This is a genomic window from Shewanella sp. S1-58-MNA-CIBAN-0166, assembly GCF_040310085.1.
In the GTDB taxonomy this organism is placed as follows: Bacteria; Pseudomonadota; Gammaproteobacteria; order Enterobacterales; family Shewanellaceae; genus Shewanella.
Window position 1 is genome coordinate 18,232 of sequence record NZ_JBEOPN010000045.1, and the last position, 11,281, is coordinate 29,512.

Consider the following 11,281-nt stretch of genomic DNA (forward strand, 5'->3'; position numbering starts at 1 on the left):
TGGGGAAGTCTGGTTATCGTCATATTGTTGATGATGACAGTTGTGGTTGTGCCAAAATTTGTTCATTTAGCCACAGAGCCTCAAGTGATTAATAATGAGCAAGAGTCGTTTGCTGCACAATGTGTAAAAGCCACACCTATCGCTAAATTGGATACTGATGGCCAACTGGCGGTCGCGAGCTGGAATGTTTATAAACAGCAAAATGCTGGCTGGCAAATGCTGCTCAGTCAGTTAGCTAAACAACATCAATTATTGTTGCTGCAAGAGGTGAAGTTATCTGACGAGTTTCAGTTGTGGCGCCAACAACATCACCAACAATTGGCGATGGTGCAAGCATTTAGCCAAGACCATATACCACTAGGGGTGATGAGCTTGTCTCAAGTTGCTGCGAGTGAAAGTTGCGGTTATTTGACGGCTGAACCCCTAATACAGTTTCCCAAGTCGAGTTTGTTAAGTTATTTCCCCTTATCGAATGGTGAAACTTTGCTGGTGGCTAACTTGCACAGTATTAACTTTGAGTATGATCTAGACAGTTATGCTGCGCAGTTACAGCAGCTACTACCAGCGTTAAGTGCTCATAAAGGACCGATAATTTTCGGCGGGGATTTAAATACTTGGCGTCAAGCCAGATTATCAATGTTAGCCTTGATGACAAAGAAATTAGGGCTAAAAGCGGTGATCCCCGCGGATGACAAACGCACAACCGTGATGGGTTATCCAATTGATCACCTTTATTATCGAGGACTAACTTTAGAGTCATCTCGGGTCATTATGACTAAAAGCTCAGACCATTATCCTTTGTTAGCGCAATTTAGATTAGGCGAAAGTTAACGCTCATCGTTTATGACGGCTATTAACTGATTAAAGTTGTGCTAAAGGTCATAAAGTCCGCATGGGCTCGCTCAAGATTAATTGATTGGTGCGGCTGACAGGTACATCAATGTTAAAATCGATTCACAGTCATTTTTCAATTCGAGTAAAATAACCTTTAACGATTTAATGTGTGTTTTGTGCAAGTTAAAACGATAAGAGCATAATACATTATGATCTTATCGTTAATTAACCCGCTGATTAAACGACTATATCAGTAGCTTGATATGTCTCTCAATACTGATTTTTATCTGCCACAGCTTCAATTAATTATTTCTTATTAAATATCGCTTGGCCGGTTTTATCTTTTTCAGACCAGAAATTAAGATTGAACTGGGCATCAGGGCTTAATTCAATACGATGCCAGTACTCTGGTGGACTAGTGGCAAATTGGCCTGCTTTGATCACCACTTTTACTTCTGGTTCAGTTGCTTCGCTGTCTGCAAAACCAAAATACGTGACCACACCTTCCATTACACATAACTGGCCGAATACACCTTCGGCGGTATTGTGGTGAGTCAGTAGCGCATCAGGCACATTTTTAGTGGTGAAAAATGGCGTAGAGCGTTGAATTGTCCAGTTTGCTGGGATACGTTGATGAGACATAATGTTCTCCTAAATAACCTGAACTCGGGATAATAAACGCCTTTCAAACAGTCCTTTGCCCTGCTAACTGCGTTGAATCGACTTACAATAGGCTAGCTATTGACGCGTCAATTCGCCTTGTTCGCATAACCAATGACAAGCTTGAAAGTGAGGAGGGTTAACATGCTGATTTTAAATAGCATAAGTTCATCCCTTATCCCAAATTCAGGTTAAGTTGATTGATGAGTAGGCTTTATGAGTAAAGCCTACTCGATAAAATACTAAAGACTTGCTGGTAAGGCTCTGAGTAGCGGGAAGGTATTGTTCATGTGGCCTTCTGTTACCACAAAACCGATTATCTGTTTTTGCTCATTGTACGCTTTTACTGAGCAACCCAGAGCATCAATATCAACCTGCCACGATGCAACGTCAATTACGGTATTCCCGCCTAATTGAATGGGCATTTGCGGTGTTTTAACTTTGACTAACATAGCCGGTAGTTTCAAATCTGTCGGTTGGCCTAATAAGGTTTTCGCTAACGCATTGGCGCTTAACATAATGGGCTGCAAGTAGGACATCACCTTACCATTGATTTCGGCGCAATCTCCTAAGGCATAAACATTGTTCGCTGAGGTTTGCAGTTGCAGATTAACCACTAAGCCATTATTGACTTTGAATCCTGACTTTCGTGCTAAGCCAACATTAGCCTTTAATCCCGCAGCTGAAATAACACAATCGACAATATGGGTATTACCACAACTGAGTGTGGCACAAATACCTGATTCAGTTTTGTTTAGCGAACTAATGGTACGGCCAAACTCAAATACAACACCGTTATCGACCATCTTCTTTTGTAAAACACTGGCGACTAAATCTGGCAGCATGGTTGCCATCACGCCGTGACTTGGATCAACCACCACGACGTTTTTACCGCTGCGATTAAGATCCATGGCTATTTCAGTGCCGATAATACCCGCGCCAATAACCAAAACACGTTGTGCATTTTGTAGTTGCAGCTGCGCATTATTAAACTCACTAAGACTGTTTAAGGTGACCACACTGTCTGTTGCGTTACCAAGCATTGATGGCACAAAGGTTTTTGCTCCTGTTGCTAGCACCAGTTTTGTATAAGGATAAGCAACACCTTCAACAAACACCGCTTGCTGTTCACTATCAATGCAATCAACCTTGGTAAAAGCATGCAGAGTAATATTATTCTCGGAGGCAAACTCTTGTGCAGTAAGGCGGATTAAGTCCGCACTGTTTTGCTTGTTACTAAATACATGGCTCAAGTCCGGTTTATTATAATCGTGGCCTTCATCAAGGGTGAACACGGTTATCGGTAAATGCTTATCTGTGCGTCTAATGGTTTTGATTAGTTGATATGAGCCAAAGCCGCTACCGATGATAATGATGGGGGCGCTCATGATGCTTTCCTCTCAGCAATAGGGACAAATACATCTTTGCCAAGGCCACAATCTGGGCAAAGGAAAAAGTCTGGTACTTCGCTCCACGGTGTTCCTGGTTCTACTTCTTGATTAGGCTCACCCAATACTGGCTCATATACCCAATTACACACAGTGCAGAGCATATTTTGTGAATCACTCATTGCTGTCGCTGTTGTACATGTCGGTTTGATTGCTTGAGTTGTTTGAACTGCTGGCATTGGCTTAGTGGTTACAGTCGCTTGAGTGCTTTTAGCTAGCGATGCCGGTGAAATGGATTTTACATTACTTAAATCGTGCCATGCCCAGCTTTTGGCTATCTGACGGCCATGCTCACGGCATTCACGCATCGCTTTACCATCAGGGCGCCATTTTGCTTTCAAGCCGACAATGGTTTCAAATCCAGCATCAGTAAGACGGGTGTGAATACGGTCAACTGCGCCACCGTTCCAACCATAACTTCCAAATGCACCGGCTTTTTTATCTTTAAAGCGCAGGCCAGTGATCTCTTCTAACATGCCCGCGACTTTTGGCATCATGACATTGTTCATGGTTGATGAACCCACCAAAATACCTTTGGAGCGGAACACGTTAGCTAATATGTCATTTTTATCATGACGGGCCACGTTAAACACTTTAACCGACACAACAGGGTCAACGTCGTGGATGCCTTGAGCAATGGCATCGGCCATCATGCGGGTGTTATTAGACATCGAATCATAAAAAATGGTAATTCTGTCTTCCTGATAGTTATCTGCCCATTGCAGATATTGATGAATAATCTGGGTAGGGTTGTCGCGCCACACCACGCCATGGGCAGTAGCAATCATGTCTACAGGCAGGTTAAAACTCAGCACTTCGTTAATTTTAGCGGTAACCAGCGAGCTAAACGGGGTTAAAATATTGGAATAATAGCGTAAACATTGATCCATCAATTCAATTTGGTCTACTTCGTCATTAAACAAATGCTCATCACAATAATGCTGACCGAACGCATCATTGCTAAACAACACAGCATCTTCCGTTAAATAGGTCATCATGCTGTCAGGCCAATGCAACATAGGGGTTTCAATGAACACGAGCTGCTTACCGTTACCAATGTCTAAGGTATCGCCGGTTTTAACGATATTAAAATTCCACTCTGTATGGTGATGTAAGCCAGTAATAGAGTCGATAGCATTTTCGGTACAGTAAATCGGGGTATTAGGAATTTTAGCCATTAAAGCCGCTAAGGCACCTGAGTGATCTTCTTCCGCATGGTTAATGACGATGTAATCAATCTTATCGAGATCAATTTCCATCTCAAGGTTTTGGATAAATTGCAGGCTGAAACGATGGTCAACAGTATCGATTAAGACATTTTTCTGTTCACGAATAAGGTAACTATTATAACTGGTGCCTTTGGTGGTTTTATATTCAGTACCATGGAAGTCCAATATTTCCCAGTCACGTTGTCCAACCCAATCGATGTTATTTTTAATGTGAATTGTCATATGTACACCTGTAATAAATTAGAAGTTAAAGTTGATAGAGATATTTCAAAAGTTAACTTCGTTATTGCAGAGTGCATGCCAACTATTTATCTTATTGATTATATGCAGGTAATGTATATTTAGTGAATTTTATTGGTGTCATAAAGACATGCTGTATACTGTCAATATGACTCTAAGTTGTCATATTGACTTCTTGTTGTGTTCTAAAACGACATTATTGATGAAATGCCAATCACAGGCTTTATCGCTATTTATCAGCTAATACAAACTGAGATAAATGCTTGCTTCAGTTGCATTTTGTAATGTTATTGTTATTACATTAAGCTAAGGCTATTCACTAGAATACGATAACCACGAAATTTACTGAGCTGTTTATGTCGTAAAATTTGTATTAATTCAATCCCTTTGGATGTCAGATATAAAAAGGATGTTAGATGATAGATTTTAATAATAAAGGTTTTTTCAAACTGAAGCAGGATTCTGATTTTGCAGACAAAGCCCGCGATTTACTTATCGATGATGAACGAGTCATTGATTCATATAAATCCATGCGTGATGGTGTCATTTTTACCAGTAAAAGAATTATCGCTGTTAATGTTCAAGGCATTACAGGAAGTAAAAAAGATTTTACATCTTTGCCTTACAAAAATATCGTCGCTTACTCAATTGAAACATCGGGGACATTCGATCTCGATTCCGAACTAGAAATATACTTTTCAGCGATAGGCAAAGTTAGGTTTGAGTTTACTGGTAAGGCCTCAATGCTGGAGATATCAAAAATAATCTCAGGTTATTTATTATAGTTCTGCAAATGCCGCTATTGTCAATAATTGCTTAATAAATTGATAATTTCAACAAACGAACCATTAAGGTTTAATCTGTTGTAAAATATGAGTTTAGTCTAGAATTTAATGCTGAAACTGAGGAGTGTTAAGTGGGTCGTTTCGTCAGTTATCTGGCGTCGAGAAAGACTAAAACGTGGGGTGTAAAATTGTAAATATGGCTAATGTTCAAATCAGAGTGTTGCTGATGAGTGATTGGGAAATCTATAGAAGGTTACGTTTATTAGCATTACAAGACTCGCCAGATTCGTTTGGCTCGACTTATGAACGAGAAGCTGAATTTACCGACGAAGAGTGGATTTCTCGTCTTAATGCAAGCAATCGAGCAAAGCATGCATTGCCACTGATCGCTGAACTTGATGGCGTCGCCGTAGGCTTAGCATGGGGACAGATCCATAGTTCTAGTTCTAGTCCTATGGATACTGATGCTGCACATGTGTATCAAATGTGGATGTCACCACGCGCGCGCGGATATGGACTTAGTAAGTTATTACTGAATAGCATTATTGATTGGGCCAAAAAATCTAATCGAAAAGTCGTTTGCTTAGAGGTTACTATTGTTAACGAGGCCGCTGTTAATCTCTATAAATCAATTGGTTTTGTTGCTGCTGGTGAAACACAGACTCTACGAGAGGGTAGTGCATTACTGACTCAAACCATGATACTGGAATTATGTGGTTAATAAATGAGTCATGTTCTCAATAAAATCGACGTTTTCAGCAAAATAGTTTTCAGCAAAATCTAGGTGACACGACTCACTTTTAGGGTATTGTCGCAACGGTTTAATTAACCACGTTTCGCTCATTAACTGAGTGGCTTTTACAATGGAGTGTAAGAATGAATGAATCTCAAGCAGATAATATTATCCAATCTTATGAAACGGATAGCATTACCGCTTTACGTTCAGATTTAGATAAACTGAGACCCAAACCATATACGTGGTTAATCCAATGGCTGATGTGTTTGGCGACTATTGGCGCTATTTTATATATTGCAAAAGTAGACCTATTAGTAGAACAAAATTTTGTGTGGTTGCTACTGTTATTTGTCGCGATTGGCTTTAGCCATCGAGATGATTATTTAGCTCATAAACGTATCGATTTGGTGATTAAACTACTCGATAAAAATGCATTTCATAAACGATCATAGTTCAAAAGGAAGCCTTGGCACATGGATATTATGATTGATGATTTACAGGGCTCTGGCGTGGTTGAGTTACTGCAAGCACATTTGGCTGACATGTATGCAACGTCGCCACCGGGTAGTGTTCATGCATTAGATATTGAAGCCTTAAAACATCCATCAATTACTTTTTGGTGTGCCAAACAAGGTGGCATAGTACTTGGGTGCGTAGCGATAAAACAGTTAACGCCAACCCACGGCGAAATTAAGTCTATGCGAACGGCTGCAATGGCGAGAAACCAAGGAGTAGCATCGGCATTGTTATCGCACATATTGGGCGTAGCTAAGTCTTGTGGTTATCAGCGGTTGAGTTTGGAAACTGGATCGATGGATTTTTTTGCGCCAGCAAGGCGTTTGTATGAACGACATCAATTTGATTACAGCGGCCCATTTGCGGACTATGAACTAGATCCTAATAGCTTGTTTATGACAAGATTAATTGAGTAAATTGATTTGTGATAAAGGTAAAGCCTAGCAAAGCGCTAATTTATGAAATGTGTAAGCGACTATTACTCTTCTTCATTATTTTTGGCATTGCCATCGTGATATTAATGACCCCAGAAGGTGAGTGTGTAGCATTTTTTAGCCATAGCTTGTGCACAGGAAAAGATAAGTGGGTTATTGTAAAGTGGATTTTTTTGTTTGATTCATTGTTACTGGCATACACAGCTTTGCCTGTGTTGCATTACTTATCGCTAAGATTTTTAATTAAGCATAAAAACTGACCTCTAAATGGGTTTTGAAAAGCTTAATGATTTACAACCTTTCTATCATTGATCTAAACAAGCCAAACTCAGTTATAGCATTGGCATAACTGAGTTTGGCTTGTTTTATATTAGTGCTGCAGTTTCCAGACAAAGCGTTATTAGTACTATGCCTAGCAGGCTTGTTCACTCTCAACAATTTTTTGAATATCGTGCGGATGTACTTTAACGCAAATGCCATTGGCCTTAAATGCGATAGTTGGGTTAGCAAGGCGCTCTTTATCACCTTTTGGCGAACTTTGTTTAACCTTAATATCACTGTTTTCGTCACTACCTGCAATAGTATTACCTGCAATAGTATTACCCGCAATAACATCAGCCAGTAGTGGCACTTTTTCAATAAGCTCTGCGACGAGTTCATCACAGGTTTGTGCCTGTGATGGGAACACTAATTCGATATGCTCCCAACCTTCAACCGGATAAGATTTGTCAGATGGAAAGGGCAGCTCAACACATTGAATTTTCATCGCACCGATAACTAATGGTTCGGCTAATTTAATGATTAAAATCGGCCGACCGTTGATGATGTTATTAGAGATGATTTTGCCGTGTTGACTAAATTCATCGACGAGTAACTGCGCTGTTTGATTATCGTTCACCCGCAGAGCAGCATGATCACAATTCAATGCTAAGTTGTCTAAACCTAACCGATGAATAAACGCGCTTATGCGCTGGCTAAAGTCTGCCCAAGTATGTTGTAGATGTTGGTAATTCATTTAATAACCCAAGAAACAAAGCAAAAAATGGTATGGTTGAGATTGAATAAGCTTATGGCCATATTTCAATCGGTGTACCAGCATCAATCATTTGCCACAATTCATCCATTTCTTTGTTGGTGACGGCAATACATCCATTGGTCCAGTTGTACTTTTGTGCTTCTTCTGGCGGTAAAGTTGAACGAGGGTTTTCACCGTGGATCATAATCATGCCACCGGCTCTAATGCCTAATGCATCAGCTCGTAATTTATCTTCTTCATTGGGATAAGAGATATGAATCGATTTATAAAATGCACTATCAGATTTTTTATAATCTAATACATAACGACCTTGCGGAGTACGTTGATCACCTTCTTTAAGCTTATGACCACTTGGCACATCGCCCATGGCAATAAGGTAACTTTTAATCACTCTTCCGTCACGCATGACAGATAAGCGTGATTCAGATTTATTGACGACAACTAAATCTACTTTTGCTGTAGTTTGGCTTGAAGAGGCAACCGCCAATGACGGGCTGAAAATTAAGGCTATAAATATTATGTACAACGCGCGCATGAAATCTCCGTAAACCAATGACCTTTTTAATTTTTATTGTAAAATGACCCTATTTCGAATGTTAAAACTCGACAGTCAATGTTAGATTTTAACGACAACAAGGGTTAATTGATATTAGTTAACCGAGTTTATTTGCAATTTATTACCCGAGACAGTGAATAATAAGATGAATATCGAAGAAAAATCCGACAGTCCACTAAAAAAACAGCTTAGAAGTGTGATTTTTGGTACCGAAACCCCAGCAGGAAAACGTTTCGATATTGCCCTTATGGTCTGTATTGTACTGAGTGTGATATTGATTTTTATCGATACCACAGAATATGTTAATTCCCTTTACGGTGACTATATTAGTATCGCCGAATGGACCTTTACGGTATTGTTTACCGTTGAGTACATATTAAGGCTCTATTGCTCGCTTAATCGGTTACACTATGCACGCAGTTTTTTTGGTGTAGTGGATTTAGTGTCAATTTTACCCAGTTATTTAGGGTTGATTTTCCCTGGTGCCAATGTCGCGTTAGCGTTAAGAGTACTGCGTTTATTCCGGGTGTTTAGAGTATTAAAGTTACTTCGATACCTAAGCGATGGCCAAATATTGCTCAAAGCCATGGTGCAGTCCGGTCGAAAAGTGTTTATGTTTTTCTTCTCGGTAAGCCTGATTATTATGGTGTTAAGTGTGGTTATGTATGTGGTTGAAGGCCCTAACAATGGCTTTACTTCCATTCCTAAGTCCATGTATTGGACCGTGGTGACCATTACCACCGTTGGCTACGGAGATATTACGCCGCAAACGCCATTGGGCCAAGGGATTGCGGCACTTACTATGCTGATTGGTTATTCGATTATTGCGATCCCCACCGGTATTTTAACCGCTGAAATTTCACATGAAATGGTCAGAACCCGTGATTTACGTAAATGCAGTAATTGTGGCAAAAAAGGCCACGATAAAGATGCTGAATATTGTAATCATTGTGGTAGCGAACTTGAAAAACTCTAGGGTTACAGCCTGTAAAGCTGATTTAGATTTGATTTTTATTATAGACACACAAGGATATTGATGACCGCTGCTAAATTTGTTGAGGGTTCCATTTTACGCCATATCCTGGTGATGAGCTCTACTGCTGCTGTGGGTATTTCGGCACTTTTTGTGGTCGACTTACTCGATATTTTCTTTTTGAGCTTACTTGGTGAAATAGAGCTCGCCGCAGCAGCAGGTTATGCCAGCACGATTTCATTTTTTACGACTTCGATAGGTATCGGCTTATCGATTGCTCTTGGCGCTTTGGTGTCAAAAGCGGTGGGGTCGAAAAACATTAAGTTAGCCAAGAGATTATTTTTAAACAGTGCCATCGTGACGTTAATTACCAGTGTGCTGGTGGCTGCAGTTGTCATCGCGTTTATTCCCGAATTGTTAGCGTTGGTGGGTGCAACAGGGCGCACTGCGGAATTGGCTGAAAGCTATTTGTATATTCTGGTACCGTCTTTACCATTTATTTGTTTAGCAATGGCGCTTGGCGGCGCGCTGCGTGCAGTGGGTGATGCCAAACTATCGATGATGTCGACACTAGCTGGTGGCGGTGTTAACGCCGTATTAGACCCTATCTTTATCTTTAGTTTATCAATGGGCATTGAAGGTGCTGCGGCTGCATCGGTATTGGCCCGTATTGCGGTGTTTGTCATCTCAGCTCGCGGAGTGGTGGTTAAGCATAAGCTGTTAGGTCAATTTTCGTGGATTGAGTTCAAGCAAGACCTAGGGGTGATTTTTGCCATAGCCGCACCTGCAATGCTCACCAATGTGGCAACTCCCATTGGTAATGCGGTGGTAACGCGTGCCATAGCTGATTTTGGTGATAGTTATGTAGCTGGCTGGGCGGTATTAGGACGTTTGATCCCCGTCTCGTTCGGGATGATTTTTGCATTGTCTGGCGCAGTCGGACCGATAGTGGGGCAAAACTTTGGTGCCAATGAAATTGAACGAGTTCGATTGAGTTTAAACAAAGCGATTCAATTTTGTGTTGTTTATGTTCTGGTGGTGTCACTGGTACTGTTTTTATTACGAAATGTCATTATTAGTAGTTTTGATATGAAAGGCGATGCGGCAGAGCTTATTTTGTTTTTCTGTCAGTACATCGCGGTGTTCTTTATCTTTTCGGGCATTTTGTTTATTGCCAATGCCTCATTTAATAATTTAGGTAAGGCTAAATACTCGACCTTTTTTAATGTCGGTAAAGCAACCATCGGCACCATACCATTTGTGTATTTTGGCGCCCAGTGGGGCGGTGTATTTGGGGTGTTAATTGGTCAGGTGATTGGGGCAATTATATTTGGTGTGATAGGTATTTTATGTGCATATCGATTAGTCGACAAAATTAGCCGCCAAGGTATGCTTTCAGCGGGTGCTAATCGACAACTACTAGAAGACGATGCGATAAACATTGATATGGTGGCCGCTCCTTCACCTATGCCAGGGCGCACTCAGATGGCTCAATTAGATGAAGATCCACTGTGTAAGCAAGTTGCTCAACAAGACAACGCCGATACAGCCAATGGCGACACAAATGATACTGAAAAAGCCGGTGCTGATGGCGCTAGTACCGATAACATTGGCAGTGAGAAAAGCAGCGATAAAATCAATTGATCTGATAGATGCTATGTAGATGTGACTTAGTTTAGATGTGATTCAGTGAAGATGAGACTCAGTGAAGATGAGACTCAGTGAAGATGAGACTCAGTGAAGATGAGACTCAGTGAAGATGAGACTCAGTGAAGATGAGACTCAGTGAAGATGAGACTCAGTGAAGATGAGACTCAGTGAAGATGAGACTCAG

The 11,281-nt window shown here is 40.7% G+C and carries 12 protein-coding genes; 7 read left to right on the forward strand and 5 right to left on the reverse strand.

Going from position 1 to position 11,281, the window contains the following annotated elements; translation table 11 throughout:
• Nucleotides 1–24: 24 nt before the first annotated feature.
• Entirely contained in the window at nt 25–831 is an 807-nt protein-coding gene (locus AAEY99_RS19820; RefSeq protein ID WP_351011692.1) for an endonuclease/exonuclease/phosphatase family protein, read from the forward strand.
• 309 nt (nt 832–1,140) lie between these two features.
• Here the strand turns inward: AAEY99_RS19820 and AAEY99_RS19825 are convergent, their stop codons facing one another.
• The 3 genes from AAEY99_RS19825 to norV form a co-directional block, all read right to left on the reverse strand.
• The gene (locus AAEY99_RS19825) at nt 1,141–1,476 is read right to left on the reverse strand and encodes a TehB family protein (protein WP_351011694.1); all 336 of its coding nucleotides are present in this window, start codon (nt 1,474–1,476) and stop codon (nt 1,141–1,143) included.
• 260 nt (nt 1,477–1,736) lie between these two features.
• Complete coding sequence (norW, locus tag AAEY99_RS19830; RefSeq protein WP_182745025.1) at nt 1,737–2,882, reverse strand: NADH:flavorubredoxin reductase NorW; 1,146 nt, start codon at nt 2,880–2,882, stop codon at nt 1,737–1,739.
• Nucleotides 2,879–4,393, reverse strand: coding sequence for an anaerobic nitric oxide reductase flavorubredoxin (gene norV / locus AAEY99_RS19835; protein WP_351011697.1), 1,515 nt, complete (start codon nt 4,391–4,393; stop codon nt 2,879–2,881). Before norV ends, norW begins: the two co-directional genes overlap by 4 nt.
• A gap of 434 nt (nt 4,394–4,827) precedes the next feature.
• Here norV and AAEY99_RS19840 point away from each other — a divergent pair, with 434 nt between their 5' ends.
• The 4 genes from AAEY99_RS19840 (at nt 4,828) to AAEY99_RS19855 (ending at nt 6,864) form a co-directional block, all read left to right on the forward strand.
• Nucleotides 4,828–5,196, forward strand: a complete 369-nt coding sequence (locus AAEY99_RS19840; protein WP_182745026.1) for a PH domain-containing protein — start codon at nt 4,828–4,830, stop codon at nt 5,194–5,196.
• Between the two features lie 196 nt (nt 5,197–5,392).
• Entirely contained in the window at nt 5,393–5,917 is a 525-nt protein-coding gene (locus tag AAEY99_RS19845; RefSeq protein ID WP_351011699.1) for a GNAT family N-acetyltransferase, read from the forward strand.
• 155 nt (nt 5,918–6,072) lie between these two features.
• A complete protein-coding gene (locus AAEY99_RS19850) occupies nt 6,073–6,384 on the forward strand; it encodes a hypothetical protein (RefSeq protein ID WP_101087497.1) in 312 nt (103 codons plus the stop codon).
• Between the two features lie 21 nt (nt 6,385–6,405).
• On the forward strand, nt 6,406–6,864 hold the full coding sequence (locus tag AAEY99_RS19855) for a GNAT family N-acetyltransferase (RefSeq protein WP_351011701.1): 459 nt from the start codon (nt 6,406–6,408) through the stop codon (nt 6,862–6,864).
• Between the two features lie 430 nt (nt 6,865–7,294).
• On the opposite strand, the gene AAEY99_RS19860 is transcribed toward AAEY99_RS19855, so the two are convergent.
• Both AAEY99_RS19860 and AAEY99_RS19865 read right to left on the reverse strand, forming a co-directional pair.
• Entirely contained in the window at nt 7,295–7,897 is a 603-nt protein-coding gene (locus tag AAEY99_RS19860; RefSeq protein WP_351011703.1) for a VOC family protein, read from the reverse strand.
• Between the two features lie 52 nt (nt 7,898–7,949).
• Nucleotides 7,950–8,453: a L,D-transpeptidase family protein gene (locus AAEY99_RS19865; RefSeq protein WP_101087500.1), complete on the reverse strand. Its 504-nt coding sequence runs from the start codon at nt 8,451–8,453 to the stop codon at nt 7,950–7,952.
• A 166-nt stretch (nt 8,454–8,619) separates the two neighbouring features.
• On the opposite strand from AAEY99_RS19865, the gene AAEY99_RS19870 reads away from it, so the two are divergent.
• Both AAEY99_RS19870 and AAEY99_RS19875 read left to right on the forward strand, forming a co-directional pair.
• Nucleotides 8,620–9,450: an ion transporter gene (locus tag AAEY99_RS19870; RefSeq protein ID WP_162022836.1), complete on the forward strand. Its 831-nt coding sequence runs from the start codon at nt 8,620–8,622 to the stop codon at nt 9,448–9,450.
• 60 nt (nt 9,451–9,510) lie between these two features.
• Nucleotides 9,511–11,091 (forward strand): MATE family efflux transporter, encoded by a 1,581-nt coding sequence (locus tag AAEY99_RS19875; RefSeq protein ID WP_162022837.1) that lies wholly within the window; start codon nt 9,511–9,513, stop codon nt 11,089–11,091.
• Nucleotides 11,092–11,281: the final 190 nt, after the last annotated feature.

Bases quoted from the DNA above. Each gene is read 5' to 3' on its own strand.
- AAEY99_RS19825 (WP_351011694.1), bottom strand. From the start codon at position 1,476: ATGTCTCATCAACGTATCCCAGCAAACTGGACAATTCAACGCTCTACG.
- norW (WP_182745025.1), bottom strand. From the start codon at position 2,882: ATGAGCGCCCCCATCATTATCATCGGTAGCGGCTTTGGCTCATATCAA.
- norV (WP_351011697.1), bottom strand. From the start codon at position 4,393: ATGACAATTCACATTAAAAATAACATCGATTGGGTTGGACAACGTGAC.
- AAEY99_RS19840 (WP_182745026.1), top strand. From the start codon at position 4,828: ATGATAGATTTTAATAATAAAGGTTTTTTCAAACTGAAGCAGGATTCT.
- AAEY99_RS19845 (WP_351011699.1), top strand. From the start codon at position 5,393: ATGGCTAATGTTCAAATCAGAGTGTTGCTGATGAGTGATTGGGAAATC.
- AAEY99_RS19850 (WP_101087497.1), top strand. From the start codon at position 6,073: ATGAATGAATCTCAAGCAGATAATATTATCCAATCTTATGAAACGGAT.
- AAEY99_RS19855 (WP_351011701.1), top strand. From the start codon at position 6,406: ATGGATATTATGATTGATGATTTACAGGGCTCTGGCGTGGTTGAGTTA.
- AAEY99_RS19860 (WP_351011703.1), bottom strand. From the start codon at position 7,897: ATGAATTACCAACATCTACAACATACTTGGGCAGACTTTAGCCAGCGC.
- AAEY99_RS19865 (WP_101087500.1), bottom strand. From the start codon at position 8,453: ATGCGCGCGTTGTACATAATATTTATAGCCTTAATTTTCAGCCCGTCA.
- AAEY99_RS19870 (WP_162022836.1), top strand. From the start codon at position 8,620: ATGAATATCGAAGAAAAATCCGACAGTCCACTAAAAAAACAGCTTAGA.
- AAEY99_RS19875 (WP_162022837.1), top strand. From the start codon at position 9,511: ATGACCGCTGCTAAATTTGTTGAGGGTTCCATTTTACGCCATATCCTG.